The following is a 20,864-nucleotide window of genomic DNA, read 5'->3' on the forward strand; positions in this document are numbered from 1 at the left end:
GCGCTCCGGCCGCACAGGGGATTTCATGACGGGAACTGTATCCGCAGAGATTCCGGTGTCGGCAGACAGTCGGCCCCGGCATGTGGCCATCATCATGGACGGGAACAATCGATGGGCCAAGGCCCGTCGGCTTAAGGGAGTGGCTGGGCACAAGGCCGGTGTCGATGCGGTCAGGGCAGTGGTGGAAACCTGTGCCCGTGAAGGCGTGGAAGTGCTCACGCTGTTTGCCTTTTCCAGCGAGAACTGGCGGCGGCCCAAGGACGAAGTGTCCGCGCTCATGAAGCTGTTCCTGTTCGCCCTTGAGCGCGAGGTTCGCAAACTTCACCGGAACGATATCCGCCTGCGCATTATCGGTGATCGGTCAGCGTTCAGCGCTTCACTGCGTGAACACATGGAGGCGGCTGAAGAGCTGACCCGCAACAACTCCCGGATGACCCTGGTAATTGCCGCCAACTATGGTGGTCACTGGGATATCACGCAGGCCACACGCAAGGTGGCCGAGCAGGTCCGTTCCGGGCAGTTGGCACCCTCTGACATCACCGATGACCTGATTCAGCAGCACCTCAGCATCGGTGACCTGCCAATGCCGGACCTGATGATTCGTACCGCCGGTGAGCAAAGAATCAGCAACTTCATGCTTTGGCACCTGGCTTACACAGAGCTTTACTTTTCACCGGTGTATTGGCCTGACTTCCAGCAGGAAGAGATGCTCAAGGCCCTGCAGGCCTATGCCGGCCGACAGCGTCGCTTTGGCCAGACGGATGATCAGATAGCGGCCAAGGCTGTACAACAATAACGAACGATAGCGACGTCAACCGTGTTAAAAACCCGAATTATCACCGCACTGATCCTCGCTCCTATCGCCATTGGCGGGATCTTTTTCCTCCCGCCCCTGGGTTTTGCGCTCTTTACCGGTGCCATCATTACCCTGGGCGCCTGGGAGTGGGCGAACATGTCCGGTATTGAGAGTCCTGCCGGTCGGGTTGGCTACGCACTGGCCACCGCTATCATTCTCTACGGTCTGCTGAACGTTCCGTTTGTGGCGGTCCTCTGGTTATCGTTGCTCTGGTGGGGCGTTTGCTTTCTTTTGGTTCGCGGTTATCCCGCCGGCTCCGAAAAATGGGGCAGTCTCCCCGCAAGAGCCGTCATGGGGCTGTTCGTTCTGGTGCCGGCGTGGGTGGGCCTTAATCACCTGCGAACCGGCGGTTTCCAGTTTGGTGACAGTACCAACAACCTGCTGCTCATCCTCTACGTATTCTGTGTGGTGTGGGTTGCCGATATCGGTGCTTACTTCGCCGGTCGGGCGTTTGGTAAGGCAAAATTGGCGCCCCGTGTCAGTCCAGGCAAATCATGGGCAGGCGTCTGGGGCGGCCTGATGGCCGTCGGGGTTTTTGCCCTGGTTGTCAGCTGGCTGGCTTCGGCGGGGACGGTTCAGACCTCGCTGCTAATTCTTGCCAGCCTCGCCACGGGTCTTGTTTCAGTGTTGGGCGATCTGCTGGAAAGCATGCTCAAGAGGCACCGAGGCATCAAGGACAGTAGTCAGCTATTACCCGGTCACGGTGGCATCATGGACCGGATCGACAGCCTGACGGCGGCCATTCCGGTATTTGCGTTGATTATTACCAAACTTGGTTGGCTGACAACCGGGCACTGGTGACTATGGTAACCCGCTCTATCAGTGTTCTCGGGGCGACCGGCTCCATCGGTCTCAGTACCCTGGACGTTGTTCGGCGCCACCCTGACCGCTTCTCGGTCTATGCGCTTACGGCCAGTACCCGTGCGGAAGAGCTCGCGGTCCTCTGCCGTGAATTCCGTCCGAAAGTGGCGGTCATGGCTGACCCTGAAGCGGCCGATGTCCTCTCAAAATTGCTGGCAGACCTGCCTGAAACTCGCGTGCTTGGCGGGCTGGAAGGGTTGTGCGAGGTGGCCTCCACCCCCGATGTTGATACCGTGATGGCGGCTATCGTCGGGGCAGCGGGTCTTTCGCCAACACTGTCGGCGGTGCGGGCGGGAAAGCGGGTATTGCTTGCCAACAAAGAAGCGCTTGTGATGTCCGGCAAACTGTTTATGGATGCCGTGGCCGAAGCGGGGGCAGAATTGCTGCCGATCGACTCTGAGCACAACGCGATTTTCCAGTGCATGCCGGCCGACAAGGTCCGGGACCCTGCCGGTGCCGGCATCACTCGTATACTTCTGACAGCCTCCGGGGGCCCGTTCAGGGAACATTCTGCCGAGGATCTTCGATCGGTAACGCCCGCCCAGGCCTGTGCCCATCCGAATTGGTCCATGGGGCAGAAGATTTCCGTGGACTCGGCCACCCTGATGAACAAGGGCCTGGAGCTCATTGAAGCCTGCTGGCTGTTCAATACCACGCCCCAGAAAGTTGAGGTGCATGTCCACCCTGAGAGTATTATCCACTCGATGGTTGAATATGCCGATGGCTCCGTTCTGGCCCAGCTTGGCAGTCCCGATATGAGAACACCGATTGCCAACGGCCTGGCCTGGCCAGAGCGCATTGATGCCGGCGTTGCTCCTCTCGACCTGTTTGCGATCGGTCGCTTTCATTTCGAGCGTCCGGATCTGGGTCGTTTTCCGTGTCTGCGCCTCGCGGCGGAAGCGTTCGAGGCAGGTGGCACTGCGCCGGCGGTTCTCAATGCCGCCAATGAGGTGGCTGTTGCCGCTTTTCTCGAGGGCAGCCTGTGTTTTTCGGATATCCCCGTTATCATAGAGCGAACGCTGGTTGCGACTGCTGTTGAACCAGCAAACAGCTTTGACATTATCTTTGCAAAGGATAAAGAAGCACGGGCTCGTGCGCGGGAACAGATAGGTCTGTTAACTGTCTGATAGTCGCAGCGGAATGCTGCCCGGCTGAAGCCATTCAATCAGGAACGCTATGCAGATTATTGAAACCGTCCTAGCACTCGCACTTACCCTGGGTATCCTCGTGACCTTGCACGAATACGGTCATTTCTGGGTTGCCCGGCGTTGCGGCGTGAAAGTGCTCCGTTTCTCGGTGGGTTTCGGGAAACCGATGTTTTCATGGTACGACAGGCATGGAACCGAGTTTGCGGTTGCCGCCATTCCTTTGGGTGGCTACGTGAAAATGCTGGATGAGCGCGAAGGGCCGGTGCCAGAAGAACTGAGGGATCAGGCCTTTACCTCCAAACCGCCAGGGCAGCGTATTGCCATCGCCGCAGCCGGTCCCGTGGCCAACTTCATTTTCGCTATTTTCGCATACTGGCTGTTGAGCGTGGTCGGCGTTACCCATGTCGCGCCCATTGTTGGGCAGATTGCCGATGAGAGCGTGGCCGAGCGGGTAGGTTTGCAGGAAGGCATGGAGATCCACGCGGTGGATGGTCACCGGGTAAGCTCCTGGCGCGATGTGAATATGCGCATTCTGGAGCGAACCGGGGAGCATGGCCTGATTTCCATGGAGGTTTCGGAGGATGGCGCGCGCGGGACTATCAGCGGCGAGCTTTCCGGCTGGGGCCTGAGTGATGATACCCCCAATCCTTTGGCCGAGTTCGGTATCACACCATGGCGCCCGGCGGTTCCCCCGGTACTGGGGCAGATTTCCGACGGTGGCCGCGCTCAGGCGGCAGGACTTCAGCCCGGTGACCGCATAGTGGCCGTCAACGGGGAATCGATCAACAGCTGGTTCGAGCTGGTTGAGTTTATCCGCAATGCCCCGGAGCAAGCGCTGCAGGTAACCATCGAACGCAATGGTGCGGAACAAGCTGTCAGTGTCACGCCGGAGGCGAGGGCCGAAGAAAGCGGGGAGTCGATTGGTTTTGTCGGTGCCGGTGTGGAAGCCATTTCCTGGCCGGAAGAGGTTTTGCGGGATGTCAGCTACGGCCCGTTTGCTGCGGTTCCGGTTGCCCTCAGCGAAACCTGGGCAGATACCCGTCTGACACTGGTGGCCATCCAGAAGATGTTTACTGGCCTGCTGTCGCCCACCAATCTCAGTGGGCCCATCACCATTGCCCGGGTGGCTGAAGCCAGTGTCAGCTCCGGATTCGAAGACTTCGTGCGTTTTCTTGCCTATCTCAGCGTGAGTCTGGGCATTCTGAATCTTTTACCTGTGCCGGTTCTTGATGGTGGTCATATCGTCTACTACACCATCGAAGCCCTCCGTGGAAAGCCGCTTTCCGAGCAGGCTCAGGCGTTTGGATTACGAATTGGTATGGCAATGATCCTCACATTAATGGTGTTTGCTCTTTACAACGACCTGATGCGGTTGTGAGAATTGCGAGCTCCTTACGCGCATTAACCAGGCGAAATATTTGAATGAGACGTTCTCTTCTAGGTGTAGCCGTTGGCCTCGCTGTGGCTGTGTCCGGCCTGAAGCCAGCACTTGCTGATCAGTTCACGGTGGCGGATATTGAGGTGGAAGGCTTGCAGAGGGTATCTGCGGGTACCGTGTTTTCTGCGTTCCCTGTCAATATTGGTGAACAGGTGGACGAGACTGAGCTGGCTGGTGCGATCAAATCGCTGTTCCGGACCGGGCTTTTTACCGACATTGAGGCCAGCCGGGATGCCGGCGTACTCATCCTGACGGTGCGCGAACGTCCCTCCATCAGTGATATCGAGATTGAGGGTAACAAGAACATCGAAACCGAGATGTTGATGGACGCGCTGGCAGGTGCCGGGCTCCAGGAAGGGCAGGTGTTCCGGCGCGCAACCCTTGAGCGTCTTGAGCTTGAAATCCTGCGCTCTTACATTGCCCAGGGGCGCTACAACGCCCGGGTAAAGGCGACGGCCGAGGAACTGCCCAGAAACCGCGTTGCGATTCGCCTGGATATCAACGAGGGGTCGGTCGCTGCGATCCACCATATCAACCTGATCGGCAACAAGGATTTCAGCGACGAGGAATTGCAGGAACTGTTCGAGCTGCAGTCCACGAGCTGGTGGAATTCCCTGACCAACTCGGACAAGTACGCCAGAGAGCGGCTAAGCGGCGATCTGGAATCGCTACGGTCATTCTATCTTGACCGTGGGTATCTCGATTTCAACGTGGAATCCAGTCAGGTCTCCATTTCCCCTGACAAACAAAAGGTCTTCATTGCGATTGCCCTGAATGAGGGCCCCCAATACACCATTTCGGAGATCAACCTTCGCGGGGATCTCATCGTAGGGGAAGAGGAATTGCGTGCGTTGATTCCGGTTGAGGAAGGCGACGTGTTCTCCCGCTCCCGTATGACGGCCATTTCCGAATCCCTGGCGTTCCGGCTCGGGCGTGAGGGCTATGCCTTTGCCAACGTCAATGCTGTTCCGGAGCCCGGTGAGAATAACACAGCTGCCGTGACCTTCTTTGTGGAACCTGGCAAGCGGGCCTATGTGCGCAGGATCAATTTCGACGGTAACGTGTCGACCCGTGATGATGTGCTTCGCCAGGAAATGACGCAGATGGAGGGGGGCGTGGCCTCTTCCGACCGCATCGAATTCTCCAAGACCAAGCTCGAACGTCTTGGCTTCTTCCAGACCGTGAACGTTGAAACCGTGCCTGTGCCAGGCACTGACGATCTGGTGGATGTGAACTACTCTGTCGAAGAACAGCCCACAGGCAGCCTGTCAGCGTCTGTCGGTTTCTCCCAGGATTCCGGGGTGATCCTCGGTGCCAATGTCTCCGAGAACAACTTCTTCGGCACGGGTAAACGGGTATCTTTCGGTGTGAACGTCAGTGATTCCATCAAGAGTGCGAACATTTCCTACCTGGACCCTTACTACACCGTTGACGGAGTGAGCAGGGGCTTCAGCGTATTCGCCCGGGAGACGGACTACGAAGAAGAAGATATCTCCTCGTTCCTTCTGGATGAGTACGGTGGCCGGGTGACATTCGGCTACCCCACCGACAGCATCACCCGCCTGAACTTTGGTGCCGGTATCACTCAGTCGAATTTGAAGGAAGGCCTGTTCACCTCTCAGGAGGTGAGTGAGTTTATTGATGAAGAGGGCGATTCGTTCACCAACTTCTTCCTGTTCGGAAGCTGGCGTCGCAGTACCCTGAACCGGGGTGTTCTGCCGACTGATGGTTACAGTCACTCCCTGTCATTGGATGTGGCGGTTCCAGGCAGTGACCTGACCTTCTACAAAGCCACTCATAAAACCGATTTCTACTACCCTGTGACTGATGACAATCGCTGGGTCTTCCGGGCGCGATCGGAGATTGGTTATGGGGATGGTTACGGCGATCGCAGCCAGATGCCGTTTTACGAGCATTTTTACACGGGCGGCTATGGTTCGGTTCGTGGTTATGAGGCGAACTCGCTTGGCCTGAGAGCAACGAATAACGTAAACGACCTCTCGGATCCTGATCCGTTCGGGGGCAACCTGCTGACCGAGGGTGGCCTGGAGCTGATTTTCCCGACACCATTTGCCGGTGATACCCGCTCCATGAGAACCGCGTTCTTCCTGGATGCTGGCCAGGTCTTCGACACGGCACGGGGTTTTGACCCGGAGCTGAACGAGATCCGGATGGCGGCGGGTGTTGGTTTCCAATGGATTACCGCAGTTGGTCCATTGGCATTCAGTCTTGCCTACCCCCTGAACGACAAAGCGGGTGACGACACCCAGGTGTTCCAGTTCTCGCTGGGCCAGACCTTCTAAAGCATGGATAATAACAACCTACGGATGAAAACCAGGAGAAAACCAATGTCCCGATTTGTGTTGATGTTCGCTGCCGTGATGCTGGCGTTTTCATTCCCGGCGATGGCCGAAACCCGCATCGGTGTGGTCGATCTGCGTCAGGCACTGTTTTCGTCTGACGATGCAAAGACCTTCAGCGAGTCGCTTCAGAAAGACTTTGCCGGCGATGAAGCCCGGGTTCGCGAAGCGCAGGAAGAAGCTCGCAAGCTTCAGGAGCGCCTGGAAAAAGACGGTGCCATGATGAACGAGAGCGAGCGTAACCAGCTGGCCGGCGAGTTCCAGGAAAAGGTAAAAGAGTTCAACTTTTTGAAGCAGCGACTGGATTCTACAGTGAATCAGCGCAAGCAGGCGTTTCTCGAGCAGGCCCGCCCCGAGGTAGACGCAGCGGTCAAGGAGCTGCTTGAGGAGAACAACCTCGATCTGATCCTGCCGAGCGAAGCGGTTGTCTATGTAAAGCCGGAAATGAATCTGACCTCTCAGCTTCTTGAAAAACTGAACCGTTAACCTGTGATGGGCACCCCGGTGCCCTGATCGTTGCTTGGGAGCTCGCAATGACAGAAAGGTCCTATCGCCTTGGGGATATTGCCAATGCCCTTGGTGCGGAGCTACGGGGTGATCCTGATGTGAAGGTATCGGGCCTTGCGACCTTGCAGGCTGCTGGGCCCGACCAGATCAGTTTCCTTGCCAATCCGTCCTACGGTAAATACCTGGCAGATACGCGCGCCTCGGCTGTTATTGTCTCGCCGGCGTCGGCCAAAGATGCTCCGACCAACGTCCTGTTACTGGACAACCCTTATCTCGGATATGCTCAACTGAGCCACTGGTTTGATCCTGCCCCTGTTGCTACCCCCGGTGTTCACGCAACTGCAGTGGTGGATCCCTCTGCGTCTATTGCGGAGGACGCCTGCATTGGCCCCAACGTGGTAGTGGAAGCGGAAGCGGAGATCGGCGAGAAAGTCGTTGTTGGAGCAGGCTCCGTTATTGGCGCCCGCGCCAGCATCGGATCCCGCACGCTGATTCGACCGAGGGTAACGCTGGCCCACGATGTGGTCGTTGGTGAGCGTTGTCACATCCTCAGCGGCGCCGTTATTGGCTCCGACGGTTTTGGCTTCGCCAATGAGAAGGGCGTATGGCATCGTATCGCGCAACTCGGTCGGGTTGTGCTCGGAAATGATGTAGAAGTGGGTGCAAACACCACCATTGATCGCGGTGCATTGGACGACACGGTGATTGGCAACGGTGTAAAGCTCGATAACCTGATCCAGATTGCCCATAACGTTCGCATCGGTGATCACAGCGCCATGGCGGCCATGGTTGGTATTGCCGGAAGTACTCGTATTGGTCGGCATTGCGTGTTTGGTGGCGCCTCGGGCGTGGCCGGCCATCTCGAGATTGCGGATCAGGTCCATCTGACAGGTATGACTCTGGTGACCGGAGATATCCGTGAGCCCGGAGTCTATTCATCTGGCACCAGCGCCGATACCAACCGTCAGTGGCGCAAGAATGCTGTGCGCTTCCGGCAACTGGATGCGCTGGCGCGACGGGTCAAAGAACTGGAAAAGAAATTAGAGGGCTGAGGCCGATCAACATGATGAACATCGACGAAATTCTGGAATACCTGCCGCACCGATACCCGTTTTTGCTGGTGGATCGGGTAACGGAGGTCGAAAAAGGAAAATCGATCAAGGGCTACAAGAATATTTCGTTCAACGAGTCATTCTTTCAGGGCCACTTCCCGAACAACCCGATCATGCCGGGTGTCCTGATTATCGAAGCCATGGCCCAGCTCTCGGGCATTCTCGGTTTTGTGACTGTGGGCCGGAAACCTTCTGACGGCGTGGTACAATACCTCGCCGGCTCGAGCAAGGCTCGGTTCAAGCGCCCGGTTTTGCCGGGAGATCAACTGTGCATGGAGTCGGAACTCATCTCCGGTAAACGGGGTATTTACAAATTCGAGTGTCGCGCCCTGGTCGACGGTGAAGTCGTCTGCGTGGCAGAGATTCTGACCGCTGAGAGAGAAGTTTGATGGCGACAAATGACTGGTCGGGTGTCCATCCTCAGGCGATTGTAGACCCGTCAGCCAGGCTCGGGGACAACGTTACTGTCGGGCCCTGGAGCTACATTGGCCCCGATGTGGAAATCGGCGAGGGTACCGAGATCCTGTCCCACGTAGTGGTCAAGGGGCCGACGGTTATCGGCCGGAATAACCGTATTTTCCAGTTCTCCAGTATCGGCGAGGAATGCCAGGACAAGAAATACGCGGGCGAGCCAACCACACTGGTGATTGGCGACAACAACGTGATTCGCGAGAATTGCACGGTTCATCGGGGCACGGTCCAGGACCGGGGTGAAACCCGTATCGGCAGCGGCAACCTTTTGATGGCGTACGTGCATGTCGCTCATGACTGTATCGTCGGTGACAACACCATTCTGGCCAATTGTGCCACCCTTGCGGGCCATGTTTCGGTCGGCGATTTCGCGATTCTGGGCGGTGGTACCATGGTGCACCAGTTCTGTCATATTGGTCCCCACAGCATGGCGGCCGGTGGCAGCATCGTACTCAAGGACATTCCGGCTTATGTGATGGCGAGCGGTCAGTCCGCCCAGCCACACGGCATGAACGTGGAAGGCCTCAAGCGCCGTGGTTTCAGCAAGGATGTCTTGCTGGCTTTACGCCGCGCCTACAAGGTGATCTATCGCCAGGGACTGACAACCGAACAGGCCGTCGAAGAGCTTGAGAAGTCCTACTCCGATGTTGCAGAAATACGTCCCCTCATTGACTCCCTGCGTGGAGCTCACCGCGGCATCATCCGCTAACCCGGCAGGAGCCTGTCGGTGACAGATCTTTCTAACGCGACCATCAGCGAGCGTAAAATCACATTCGGAATCATTGCCGGTGAGGCATCGGGGGATATTCTCGGTGCCGGCCTGATCCGTTCGCTGCGCCAACGCTATCCCCAGGCCCGTTTCGTCGGCATTGGCGGGGAGGAAATGGTTGCGGAGGGATTTCATTCCCTGGTGCCGATGGAACGTCTTTCGGTCATGGGGCTGGTGGAGGTCCTTGGACGAATTCGTGAACTGTTCAGCATCCGGGCCCGGCTCCTGGACTATTTCTTCGCCACGCCACCGGATGTTGTGATCGGTATCGATTCTCCGGATTTTACGCTTGCGATCGAACGGCGCTGCCGCGAGGCCGGCATTCTTTCCGTGCATTATGTCAGCCCATCGGTTTGGGCCTGGCGGCAGAAGCGGATCTTCAAAATTGCCAAATCGGTCAACCTGATGTTGACCCTGTTTCCTTTCGAGGCAAGGTTTTACGAGGAGCATCAGGTGCCTGTGGCCTTCGTGGGCCATCCACTGGCGGATCGAATTCCCATGGCGCCGGATACCCTCAAGATGCGGGAGTCGTTGGGAATAGATGCGGATGCACCCGTACTGGCGGTTCTTCCCGGTAGTCGTGCAGGAGAAGTGGAGAGACTTGGTACCCTGTTTCTTGAGGCCTCTCGCTGGATACAGGAAAGAAGACCTGATCTGCAGTTGGTGATCCCCTGCGTGAACCGGGACCGGGAGAAGCAGGTGCGCGATCTGGTCGATGCGTTGGAGGTGAAGCTTCCGGTTACCATCGTACGTGGGCGTTCCAGGGATGTGATGGCCGCCTCCGACGTTGTGCTCTTGGCCTCTGGAACGGCAACACTCGAAGCGATGCTTCTTAAAAAGCCGATGGTTGTAGGGTACCGCCTGAGCGGGTTCAGCTATGCGCTTCTGTCGAAGTTGGTGAAGGTGCCTCATGTCGCATTGCCCAATCTCCTCGCGAAACGCCAGCTTGTTCCAGAGCTGCTCCAGGACGACGCCACGGCCGAGAGTCTGGGTGCAGCAGTGCTTGAGCGACTGGAGAACAAAGAGGAGAGGGCGAGGCTTAACGAAGCCTTTACCGAGTTGCACCATTCACTGAAGCAGGGGGCTGATGAAAAAGCCGCTCAGGCGATCTCAGACCTGATAGAGCAGGGTGCCCACTGATGCCCAAGAGCCCTTTGCCACCCTTCGAATGTCGTTACACCGGTTCTTTGCTTGCCGGTGTGGACGAAGTCGGTCGGGGGCCGCTCATCGGGGCCGTCGTGACTGCCGCGGTCATTCTTGATCCGGACCGGCCAATCGCAGGCCTGGCTGACTCAAAGAAGCTGACCGAGAAGCGTCGCAACGCCCTCTACGATCAGATTCTCGAGCATGCCAAAGCCTGGAGCATTGGCCGGTGCGAGTCCCACGAAATTGACCGGCTGAATATCTACCAGGCCACAATGCTGGCTATGGAGCGAGCAGTGTCTGGGCTCGCTGTGGTGCCTGAGTACGTGCTGGTGGATGGCAATCGCTGTCCCAAGTGGCGCTGGCCGTCGGAACCGGTTGTCAAAGGCGATAGTCGGGTGGCAGCCATCAGCGCCGCTTCTATTATTGCCAAAGTAACCCGTGACCGGGAAATGGAAGCGCTTGAAGCGCGTTTCCCCGGGTTCGGCCTGGCGCAGCACAAAGGTTATCCGACCCCGGTCCATCTGGAGGCCCTGCGCCGCCTCGGAGCAACCATTGAACACCGCCGCTCCTTTCGACCTGTTCAGGAAGTGATTGAAACAGTGGGATTCTATCAAGATCACGTTGCCTCAGAGCCCGAAGAGCTTCAGTACCGGGCAGATCTTTTCGAAGATATCGATTGACAGTTTTGAATCCAATCCTTAATATACGCGCACGTTGATCGGGGTAGCCCGGTAAACAACCAGTTTTGATGCGGGGTGGAGCAGTCTGGTAGCTCGTCGGGCTCATAACCCGAAGGTCGTTGGTTCGAATCCAGCCCCCGCTACCACTATTAAAATAAAGCCCGCATCTTGCGGGCTTTATTGTTTGTATTCGACCTTTTTTGAGCGTGCCCACCACAATTAAAAAGCCCGTCTTTGCGGACCTTTTTTCGCACTCCAGCACACCCATTTTGCTCTCCACTGCCCCTGCCCGGACTTTTTTGTAACGTTGTGTATGGCGCTTGATTCCGCTAGGCAAAAATTTGCCCGCCTGATCAATTACTTCCCCGCTTTATTACAAATCCCTGACGGGAAATTGACATTTTCGTAATTAGGAAAATGACCACCGTCACACCGATAATCGTCCACGTTTTATACAATTTAACAAAGTCGACGATTTATTGGTGCTTAATGCATATGAAACGCGTCATCAAAGTGTCACAGGCATGGATCGCCGCGTTTATTTTTGGAGCACTTCTCACAGGCTGTGGGGGTGGCTCATCGGGTAGTGCTAGCGTCGGTTCGCCGGGCGATTCTGGAGATTCCGCTGGTTCAGGCGGTCAAGTTGATTCCGGGGGCACCGGAGGACAAGAGCCATCTCCCGAGCGCTCCGCAGTATTGAGCTGGAGCGCTCCCCTGACTCGCGTTAACGGCGAGAGCATTCCGATGGGTGAGCTCGACAAATATGTGATCCGGTACGGTCAGGATGCTGACGAGCTGAGCGAAGAGGTGGTTGTCACCAATGCTCAGGCCGAAGCGGAAATGTCCTACGAGGTGAGTGGTCTGGACGCAGGGACCTGGTATTTCACCATCCAGGTTCAGGATACCAACGGGCTGATCAGTGAGCCCTCCGATGTTGTGAGCAAGTCCATCCGTTCCTGAGACTAGAACCCCGGGCCTGGAGTATGAAGTCTCAGGCCATCGGGTCTGCAATCGGCAATTTGAGGGTGAACGCAGAGCCTTCGCCTGGTTGCGACGACACCGAAATTTCCCCTCTATGCTTTTCAACAACGGTCTTGACGAAGGAGAGTCCGAGTCCCGTTCCGTGGACTCCGGCCAGCTCAGTGCTTTTTTGACGCCGGTAACGGTCAAACAGGTGCGGCAGTTCCTCCGGATCGATACCGGTACCTTCATCGGCAATCGTCAAACAGGCCTGATGGCCAGCGCGGAAGACCTGAATGCTGACGTCTGATCCACTCGGGCTGTATTGAACAGCATTGGTCAGCAGGTTGATAACGGCGCGCTCCAGAAGCTCCGCATTGCCTTTCAGCCACAAATCCTCGGTACCCTGTAACTGGAGTTGTATCTGCTTCTCTACAGCCTGCTCGCTGACGCTGTCACGGGCGTTTTCTACGATCGCCAGAAATTCGCATTCGTAGAACCGGGTTTCCGTTAATTGTTCCGCCCGGGCCAACTGCACGAATTCCTCGGCCAGGTGATAGCTTCTCCGGGCCAGCCGCCCCAGTTGTTCCAGCTGTTCCTGTTCAATGTGGCTGGGATCCCGTTTCAACTGTTCGATCAGGGCAAGCTGTGAAACCAGAGGCGAACGCACGTCATGGGAAATAAAGTCGATTGCCTCGCGGTGCTGGCGCTGCTGCTCCCGCAATTCCGAAATATCCGAAATATTGGCAATGATGCCTTGCTGGTCGCTGTCTGGCAGCGAAAACGGTGCAAAATGAATCAGGAAGTCCTTGTCGCGAATCCTGAGGTCTACGGTCCGGCTCTGTAATAGGGTCAGGGTGTCGGAAACGGTTTCATGCCAGGGTGGCGTTTCCCGCGGATCGTGTCCCTCCAGCAGTCTTACCAGGGGAAGGCCGGCCAGGCTGGGCATGGGCTCGCGGAACCATTCCTCTATGTGGCCGTTGGCAAAACGGATGACCCCCAGTTCGTCGGTCACGATGATACCGTCGGGCATGCGCTCAAAACTTCTCCGGATGAACTGCTGCATGTGGTTCAACCGATCCGTGGCGATGCGGACCCGCTCGATTCGTGCAGAAATGTTTTCACTGGGTCTGGCAGCAGAATCCGCCGGTACGGCTTGCTCAAGGTGAAGCCTGCGCAGATAGCGCTGGATGGCCTCGCGCCCGAGATCATTGGGTAACAGCAGGCCCAGGTGATAGCGGGTGCCGGCTCGCAATAGCTGAATCCAGCTGCGATTGCTGTCGTGAAACCAGTGCCCCGGAGTCAGGTCATCCGGAATATCGCTCTGTGACAGTCCACGTGCGGAGAGGATGTCGTTCTCCTCCATCAAAAGCCACCCTGTGGGGCGAAACAGGGCCTGGAAGTGCTCCAGAAGTTGTGTCGGGTTCCTTCCCGAGGGTGCGGGCAGTGCGACCTGGGGACTTCTGGCCAGTTCGTCCAGTTGCCGGTTCAAAAATCGGTTGGTCATAGCCAGTCGAAGGCCGCTGGATACAGGAAAGGCCAAGAGTGGAACCAGCAGTGCGTTTGCAAGGGGAAACCACCATCGCATCGTCAGCAGCACGAACAGATAGATTCCGAGCAGTCCCGCCAGAACCGTCGCGCAGGCGAGAAGGGTTCGCGCAGGGCGCATGGGTGGCAGGGCGAGGGCGAGTATCAGGATGGTTGTCATGGCCAGCAGGGCAGACGCCCACGCAGGTGCGGGTTTAATCAACAATCCCTGCATGTATGCCGACAACACGTTGGCGTGGAATTCAACGCCGGACATCGGACGGCTCAGCCCCGAGAAGGGCGTGGGCAGTATGTCGCCAAAACCGGCGGCTGTGGCACCGACAAAGACTATTTTGCCACTGAAGTGTTCGGGTGCGGCCGGCTGAGTGAGTACCTGCGAGAAAGAATACGACTGGAGAGAGCCGGCACCACCGATCAGGGGCACGGCACGGTATTGATCCCGAATATTGACATAGGAAGGCGTATCCCCGGCCTCCAGATTTTGTGGTCCAACACCGCTTGCGGCCAGCGCAAGGCTTGGCCAGAGCTGGTTACCGAGGCCATTAAACAGGTAAAGACCCCGGGCAACGCCGTCGCTGTCCAGTTCCACGTGAGCATGGCCCAGACCGGCGGCCGCTGAAGCCAGCACTCCAACCGGCAATTGTTCGCTTAACAAGTACTGGGAGGTGGGAGGCGACAGATAGACTGGCAGAATAACGTTGCCGTGGCTTCGCATCTGTTCTGCCAGTTGCTGGTCGTCTGGCGACGGTTCGGCGAACAGAATATCGAACACAATGGTTTTTGCGCCCGCCTCGTTGAGCTTGGCAATGAGCTCAGCGTGCAGATTACGGGGCCAGGGCCAGCGGCCCAGGCGATTCAGGCTCAGCTCGTCGATCGTCACCAGAACCACCTCGTCCGAGGCTTCCAGTGGATTCGAGGTGATGGTTTGGTCGTACAGCCAGTAATCCAGGCGTTGAGGCAGTTCGGTTGTCTGGATAAGCAGGAGCAGTGCCAGCAGTATCAGGCCCAGAGTCCAGGGGGTCGTTTTAATTGGCAGCCAATCCCGGTTCATGAGCCCTGCTGTGTGGTTCGGTCGATCAACGGATTATTCCAGGTACAATTCCCTCCCTGGTCCCCAACGGCTTTGCAGTGGACCATCAGAAAGAGCTTTCAGGCGCACAAAATACCGCCTTCCGGGAATAAGACGCAAGGCTGCCGTGGTATCAGGCAGTGTTGCTTCCTTGATGATATTGTTGAAGCCCGGCTCCTCCGAGAGTTGCAGTCGGTATTCTGCCGCCGTGTCTACCTTCTCCCAGAACACCCTTACCTGGCTGTCGATGTAGTTCACGCTGATGATCCGAACCGGAGGCAGACTGCCATTGACCACCAGCTCCCGCGGCTGCGTTGTAGCAACTGAATTGCCGCCTGCTTCGGTCACCACGCGCCAGTAATACTTGCCAGGCCCAAGCGGGCGTGAGGGCAGGGCAGCCGTTTCGGGTGCCCACTCGCTGGTGGCGATCAGGTTCCGGAAATCCTGATCCTCGGCTATTTCTACCCGAGCCACTTCATTGTCGCCGTTAAGCTGCCAGCGAAACTCGGGCATATCGTCGTTGACGGTGCCGCCATCTTCCGGAGCAACCAGGCTGGCAGTCCTGGCCTGAAGATCGACTTCCAGCGGGACGACGCGGGGCATTCCCGCCGTGCCGCGAGTATCGAGTGCCGCCAGGTGTACCTCATAGCTGCCATTATCCAGTTGCCCGATATCAAAGCTGTTGCCTGTCAGTTTTCGGCTTTCTACCCAGCGACCTGTGTCGCTTTCGAAGATGTCCACCCGGTGCATGGGGGCGCGACTTTCCTGCCAGGTCATGGTGGTTGGCAGTTGGGTCAGTCTCGGTGGCAGTGGATTGAGCGCCGGCGCTGGCGGTAGGCGACGAATGCTCAGGCCGTCATTGTCGGTGGTGGACAGGCTGGCTCCGAAACCCGCAGGGATCCGGCGGGTCTTGCCGGGCGCCCCGAAGTCAACGTCACCCTCGGTTACCTGCAGGCGAGTGCCCTCTGCCGATGTCTGGAGTGAAAATGCGGTACCTCTCACGGCGGCGACGGCCGAAGGCGTTTCAATCTCGAATCGTGCGCCTCCCTCCATGACCGGCTTCACCCGGGTGTGGATCTCGCCCCTGTCGAGTCGGAGTCTGGTATCGACCATGCCGGCTTTGCCGTATTGGGTCAGGCGATTGAAGATGAGTCGAGAATTCGGAGAAATCCTTACTTCCGAGCCGTCCGCCAGTTCAATGGTGGCGGTCCCGGACGCGGACAGAATTTCATCACCAACGCGGATGAGGGCGTCTTCACTCAGGGGTGTTTTACGACCGGTATTTCCGGAAATCAGCTGTACGGTTCCGGCGACCGATGTCGCCCGCGCCGGCTGAGGTTGGCGCTTTAGCCAGGCAAGGGGAATTCGCACACTGTCGCTGGCACCCAGAATGGCACCGTTGCCAATCTTGTTGTATTGCAGAAGGCGACTCGCGGGATAATTGGGGGCGAGCAGGTCGTTGGCCACTTCCGAAAAGCTTTCTCCCGGCCGCAAGGTGTAGATCCACTCGGGCACCGGGTTAGCCGACGAAACGTCAGAATGCCCGGCTGAACCGCGCGTTACCGAAAGCTCGGCAGCCGCGGGGGCAGCCCAGGCAAGCAGTGAAAGGATCAGCAGCAGTGCCGGTAATCGCGGAGCCGGGCTGTCAGTCATTGGCTGCCCTGGCGGGTTCGTCGACGTCAAAGGCCTGGTCCTGCGCCTTCATGGCCTCCAGGCGGTAGCCCCGCTGGTAAATGGTCTTGATGCGGAAGCCGTTTTCCGGGTTCAGGCCGAGACGACGGCGCAGTCGGCTCATATGGGTGTCCACGGTACGGGTATTGATATCCCGCGCCAGACCCCAGACGCGCTCAAGCAGCATTTCCCGAGTCAGCAGCCGGCCCTGGTTCTGGAAGAGGAACAGGGTCAGATCGAAATCCTTGTCGGTCAGCGTCAGTTCTTCACCATGGAGTGCAATGACCCTTTGCTGCGTGTTGATTTCGAACGGACCATAGCGAAGCACTTCCTTTTCGCTGTCAGGATTGGAACGTCTCGCCAGGGCATTGATGCGCGCGCCCAATTCCGCTGCACGGGCCGGCTTGGCCAGGTAATCGTCGGCGCCGGCATCCAGAGCCCGAACAATATCTGCCTCGCTGTCCCGCTGGGTGAGAAACACCACTGGAATCGGCCAGTTCAGCTGGGCGCGAACGCTCTCTAGAACATCAATGCCGGTCATGTCCGGAATCTGCCAATCCAGAATCAGGAGATCATAGCTGCGGTGCAGAACCGCGCTCAGGAAATTTTGGCCGGTCGGGAAGCTGTCGCAGTGATGCCCGCTTTCAGACAGAATTGACTGGATGTGCTGTGCCTGTTCGGTTTCATCTTCAAGCAAAGCAATACGCATTAAGCCTCTCCCGGAGTGTCGCTCTCTTGCCTGGTATCGAGCAGAGCTTTCAATGGACTACTCTGCTATATCAATCAATTATCACAAAATGTGGATCTGCGTTCAGTATCGTTATGTAGACTTGCGTAAACGGACTGAAGGCTTTCCGTTGTCGTCGTCCAGTGTTTGTCGGCAGCCGGGGAAATTACTGCAGCCCCAGAACCAGCCTTTTTTCCCTTTTCGTCGCACCAGGGGCGAGAAACAGTGGGGGCATGGAATGGGTTTCTGGCCAGTGCCATCCTGAGGCGTGGCTTCTTCCAGCGGTCGGGTGCCCCGGCAATCCGGGTAGCGTGTGCAGGCAAAAAAGCGGCCGAATTTGCCCTCACGCTCCAGCATCGGGGCGCGACATTTGGGGCAGTGGGGCTGTGCCTCTGGCGAGGTTGTGCCGATGCTCTCCGAGTCGACGGTCGGGCGGCCTTGGGGCCTGTCCAGAAAGCCGCGGATCTCCTCTTTGAGGGTATCCAGGAACTTTCTGGGATCGCCCTCGCCACGGCGAATGCTCTCCAGGTTGGCTTCCCAGACGGCCGTGCGATCCGGCTTGCTTACCGATTCGGGCAAAGCACTGATCAACGCCTTGGCTTTGTCGGTGGCGCGTATATGTCGACTGTCGCGGTACAGGTAATCGCGCTTGAACAAGGTATCGATGATCGCAGCCCGGGTTGCTTCGGTGCCCAGGCCATCGGTCTCGCGCAGGGTTTTGCGAAGTTCGGTATCGGTTACAAATCGGGCAATGTTGGTCATTGCCGAGAGCAGGGTCGCGTCGGTGAAATGCTGGGGCGGCTGGGTTTTGCGCTCGCTGAGGCTGCTATCGTCGCAGAATACTGGTTCGCCTTTTTCCAGTCTGGGAAGGGGGGCCTTCTCCGGTTCCTTGCGAGCTTCTCGCAGTTTCAGTTCCAGCGTTTTCCAGCCCGGCACCAGGATGGCGGTTTCCGTCGCGCGGAATTCGTGCTCTGACACTCGTACCGTTAGCTTACCCTCCCTGTGCACGGCATCGGGCGCGAACTGCATCAGATAATACCGGCTGATCAGTCCGTAGATTTTTTCTTCCGCGTCACTGAGTTTGCCGTTCGGCGTCGGGCGGCTGGTTGGGATAATAGCGTGGTGGGCGTCGACCTGTTTGTCGTTCCAGGCGGAAGTCCTGCGACCAAGGTCTGCGCCGTTGCAGGCTTCCTCCAAATCCGGTGCTACTCGGGCAATGGCCCTTATCACCTGCTCCCGCTGGCTGTAGTGGCCTTCCGGTAAATACCGGCAATCGGATCGCGGGTAGGTGATGAGCTGGTGGCGCTCGTAAAGATTCTGGGCGGTATCCAGGACGTCTTTGGCCCCCATCCGGAATAGCCGGCCTGCTTCAATTTGCAGGGCCGACAGGGAAAACGGCAGCGGTGGCGCTTCCGACCGATCCCGAAAGCGGGACTCGGTGATGGTGCCGGGTCGGTTTCGAACGCTGTCGGCAATCTGTTCAGCGACTTCCCGGTTCAGCAGGCGGTTCTCTTCGTCCAGGTAATCCTGGAACTGCTCGTTGGGCTGCCAGCGGGCGGTGAAGGTTTGCTGGTCGGCTTCTTCCTCCTGAGCCCTGAACCTTGCTTCAATGCGGTAATAGGGCTTGGGCTGGAAGTGTTCGATGGTGGTGTCACGTTCAACCACAAGGCCAAGTACCGGAGTCTGGACCCGGCCAACGGAATAGACCCCCTGTTCACCCTGCCGCTGATAACTGAGGGTATAAAATCGGGTCAGGTTGATGCCATAGAGCCAGTCGGCGCGTTGTCTGGCCAGGGCGGAATGGGATAACCGACGGAATTCCCGGTTGTCCCTGGGGCTCTGGATCGCCCGGGCCACGGCCGCTGGCGTCAAATCGTTGATCAGTATCCGTTGAACCGGAGCGCTAGCGCCGAAATAGCGTATAACTTCGTCCACCAGCAGCTGGCCTTCCCGATCCGGGTCGCCAGCATGAATAATGGTCTTGGCCTGGCGAATCAGGGATTCCAGCACCTTTAATTGTTGCTGAACACTGTCCTTGGGCATGACCTCCCATTTGTCGGGAAACATCGGCAGGTCTTCCTGGCGCCATTTCTTCCAGGCCGGGTTATAGCGTGCAGGTTCTGCCGGCTCCAGCAGGTGGCCGATGCACCAGCTAACGGTGGCAGCATTTTCGCCAGTGCCACAGCGTATCCAGCCCTGGCCTTTCTGGTGAGGGCCGGGGAGGGCAGCGGCGATGGCGCGGCCGAGGCTTGGTTTTTCGGCGATGTACAGGTGCATGGGGTTTGGGTGTTTTGGAATCGGGATGGGAATGTGGCGCTTTGGCTTTATGGTGTCAAGGCTCTCGGGTGTGTCCTGTATGTGTAGTAGACTGAGGTTGTTGGTGGAGGCGGCTGTGAAGATGGCTTTCCCAAAAGACGCCGTGAACCCATCCATGGGGGCTTGGTGTTGCCATCCTTGGCAACACACACTTTTGGGAAAGCCATCTCCACACCCGCTTCTGACCGTTCGTCATTCGCCCTCTTCCATCAGGGTTGAGCAGTAGGAGTCTCGAAACATGAAGATCCAGAATGCAATTGAAACCAAGCTGAACGACGCCTTCGATGCGCGTGTGCTTCAGGTGGAGAACGAGAGCCACAAGCACAGTGTGCCGCCTAATTCTGAAACTCATTTCAAGGTGACCCTGGTGTCGCCGGAATTTGAGGGGCAGATGAGGGTGCGGCGTCATCAGGCGATTTACAAGGTGCTTGCCGAGGAACTGGCGGGGCCGGTTCATGCGCTGGCGTTGCATCTATACTCACCGGAAGAATGGGAGGCGACGGGGCAGTCGGCGCCGGAGTCTCCGAATTGTATGGGCGGGTCGAAGAAAGATCCGGCGATGGCGACGCGGACCGCACAGGGAGAGGGTTCATGAGTCAGTTTTTCCAGATTCATCCGGAGACGCCGCAGAAGCGTCTGATCAATCAGGCGGTGGATATTCTGCGTCGTGGCGGGGTGATCGTGTATCCCACGGATTCAGCCTATGCCATTGGCTGTCACCTGGGTGACAAGCAGGCGGCGGATCGGATCAAGCGGATTCGCCGTCTGGATGACAAGCATAACTTCACCCTGGTGTGCCGGGATCTTTCGGACATCGGGGTCTATGCCAAGGTGGATAACACCCAGTACCGGTTGCTGAAGAATTTCACGCCCGGACCCTACACTTTCATTCTGGATGCCACCAGTGAAGTGCCCCGGCGGCTGCTTCATCCCAAGCGCCGGTCAGTGGGCGTCCGTGTGCCGGACAATGCCATTGTTCAGGAGCTGTTGGGCGAGCTTGGTGAGCCCATCATGAGCAGCACCCTGATTCTGCCGGGCGAAACCGATCCGATGACAGACCCTTATGAAATCCGGGAAACCCTGGAGCATGAGCTGGATCTGATTATCGACGGAGGATTCTGCGGTATGGAAGCGACCACGGTCGTGGACTTCACCGGCGAGGCTCCGGTGGTTACCCGTGTTGGCAAGGGGGATCCGGCGCCTTTCGAGGTCTGATTCTCCTGAT

18 protein-coding genes and 1 tRNA gene are annotated in these 20,864 nt (G+C 57.7%); 15 read left to right on the forward strand and 4 right to left on the reverse strand.

Annotation, left to right across the window (positions count from 1 at the left end; genetic code table 11):
• Window positions 1-25: 25 nt before the first annotated feature.
• From uppS to HP15_RS23035, 13 genes are all read left to right on the forward strand, one after another.
• Window positions 26-796 (forward strand): polyprenyl diphosphate synthase, encoded by a 771-nt coding sequence (uppS, locus tag HP15_RS05835; RefSeq protein ID WP_014576631.1) that lies wholly within the window; start codon window positions 26-28, stop codon window positions 794-796.
• A 21-nt stretch (window positions 797-817) separates the two neighbouring features.
• Complete coding sequence (locus tag HP15_RS05840) at window positions 818-1,657, forward strand: phosphatidate cytidylyltransferase (protein ID WP_014576632.1); 840 nt, start codon at window positions 818-820, stop codon at window positions 1,655-1,657.
• A 2-nt stretch (window positions 1,658-1,659) separates the two neighbouring features.
• Window positions 1,660-2,844 carry a 1-deoxy-D-xylulose-5-phosphate reductoisomerase gene (ispC, locus tag HP15_RS05845; protein WP_014576633.1) on the forward strand — a complete coding sequence of 395 codons (1,185 nt, stop codon included), beginning with the start codon at window positions 1,660-1,662 and terminating at the stop codon, window positions 2,842-2,844.
• 49 nt (window positions 2,845-2,893) lie between these two features.
• Window positions 2,894-4,243: an RIP metalloprotease RseP gene (rseP, locus tag HP15_RS05850; protein ID WP_014576634.1), complete on the forward strand. Its 1,350-nt coding sequence runs from the start codon at window positions 2,894-2,896 to the stop codon at window positions 4,241-4,243.
• A gap of 44 nt (window positions 4,244-4,287) precedes the next feature.
• Entirely contained in the window at window positions 4,288-6,606 is a 2,319-nt protein-coding gene (gene bamA / locus HP15_RS05855; protein WP_041645133.1) for an outer membrane protein assembly factor BamA, read from the forward strand.
• Window positions 6,607-6,651: 45 nt separating this feature from the next.
• Entirely contained in the window at window positions 6,652-7,149 is a 498-nt protein-coding gene (locus tag HP15_RS05860; RefSeq protein ID WP_041645134.1) for an OmpH family outer membrane protein, read from the forward strand.
• A 47-nt stretch (window positions 7,150-7,196) separates the two neighbouring features.
• Window positions 7,197-8,222, forward strand: a complete 1,026-nt coding sequence (gene lpxD, locus HP15_RS05865) for a UDP-3-O-(3-hydroxymyristoyl)glucosamine N-acyltransferase (protein WP_014576637.1) — start codon at window positions 7,197-7,199, stop codon at window positions 8,220-8,222.
• 11 nt (window positions 8,223-8,233) lie between these two features.
• Window positions 8,234-8,671, forward strand: a complete 438-nt coding sequence (gene fabZ, locus HP15_RS05870) for a 3-hydroxyacyl-ACP dehydratase FabZ (protein ID WP_008170365.1) — start codon at window positions 8,234-8,236, stop codon at window positions 8,669-8,671.
• The gene (gene lpxA, locus HP15_RS05875) at window positions 8,671-9,462 is read left to right on the forward strand and encodes an acyl-ACP--UDP-N-acetylglucosamine O-acyltransferase (RefSeq protein ID WP_008170364.1); all 792 of its coding nucleotides are present in this window, start codon (window positions 8,671-8,673) and stop codon (window positions 9,460-9,462) included. Before fabZ ends, lpxA begins: the two co-directional genes overlap by 1 nt.
• A gap of 18 nt (window positions 9,463-9,480) precedes the next feature.
• Window positions 9,481-10,662 (forward strand): lipid-A-disaccharide synthase, encoded by a 1,182-nt coding sequence (gene lpxB, locus HP15_RS05880; protein WP_014576638.1) that lies wholly within the window; start codon window positions 9,481-9,483, stop codon window positions 10,660-10,662.
• A complete protein-coding gene (gene rnhB / locus HP15_RS05885; protein WP_014576639.1) occupies window positions 10,662-11,348 on the forward strand; it encodes a ribonuclease HII in 687 nt (228 codons plus the stop codon). The genes lpxB and rnhB overlap by 1 nt, the downstream gene beginning before the upstream one ends.
• A gap of 69 nt (window positions 11,349-11,417) precedes the next feature.
• Window positions 11,418-11,494: transfer RNA gene (locus HP15_RS05890), tRNA-Met, on the forward strand.
• A gap of 349 nt (window positions 11,495-11,843) precedes the next feature.
• Window positions 11,844-12,308, forward strand: coding sequence for a fibronectin type III domain-containing protein (locus HP15_RS23035; protein ID WP_227499711.1), 465 nt, complete (start codon window positions 11,844-11,846; stop codon window positions 12,306-12,308).
• Window positions 12,309-12,339: 31 nt separating this feature from the next.
• On the opposite strand, the gene HP15_RS05900 is transcribed toward HP15_RS23035, so the two are convergent.
• The 4 genes from HP15_RS05900 to HP15_RS05915 form a co-directional block, all read right to left on the reverse strand.
• Window positions 12,340-14,907, reverse strand: coding sequence for a CHASE2 domain-containing protein (locus tag HP15_RS05900; RefSeq protein WP_014576641.1), 2,568 nt, complete (start codon window positions 14,905-14,907; stop codon window positions 12,340-12,342).
• Window positions 14,908-14,940: 33 nt separating this feature from the next.
• Window positions 14,941-16,578 carry a FecR family protein gene (locus tag HP15_RS05905; RefSeq protein WP_014576642.1) on the reverse strand — a complete coding sequence of 546 codons (1,638 nt, stop codon included), beginning with the start codon at window positions 16,576-16,578 and terminating at the stop codon, window positions 14,941-14,943.
• The gene (locus tag HP15_RS05910; RefSeq protein ID WP_008171403.1) at window positions 16,571-17,305 is read right to left on the reverse strand and encodes a response regulator transcription factor; all 735 of its coding nucleotides are present in this window, start codon (window positions 17,303-17,305) and stop codon (window positions 16,571-16,573) included. The genes HP15_RS05905 and HP15_RS05910 overlap by 8 nt, the downstream gene beginning before the upstream one ends.
• Window positions 17,306-17,416: 111 nt before the next feature.
• A complete protein-coding gene (locus HP15_RS05915) occupies window positions 17,417-19,600 on the reverse strand; it encodes a DNA topoisomerase III (RefSeq protein WP_014576643.1) in 2,184 nt (727 codons plus the stop codon).
• A 277-nt stretch (window positions 19,601-19,877) separates the two neighbouring features.
• On the opposite strand from HP15_RS05915, the gene HP15_RS05920 reads away from it, so the two are divergent.
• Both HP15_RS05920 and HP15_RS05925 read left to right on the forward strand, forming a co-directional pair.
• Complete coding sequence (locus HP15_RS05920) at window positions 19,878-20,234, forward strand: BolA family protein (RefSeq protein WP_008171407.1); 357 nt, start codon at window positions 19,878-19,880, stop codon at window positions 20,232-20,234.
• Window positions 20,231-20,854 (forward strand): L-threonylcarbamoyladenylate synthase, encoded by a 624-nt coding sequence (locus HP15_RS05925; protein ID WP_008171409.1) that lies wholly within the window; start codon window positions 20,231-20,233, stop codon window positions 20,852-20,854. The genes HP15_RS05920 and HP15_RS05925 overlap by 4 nt, the downstream gene beginning before the upstream one ends.
• Window positions 20,855-20,864: the final 10 nt, after the last annotated feature.

The sequence above is a fragment of the Marinobacter adhaerens HP15 genome, from assembly GCF_000166295.1.
GTDB lineage: Bacteria > Pseudomonadota > Gammaproteobacteria > Pseudomonadales > Oleiphilaceae > Marinobacter > Marinobacter adhaerens.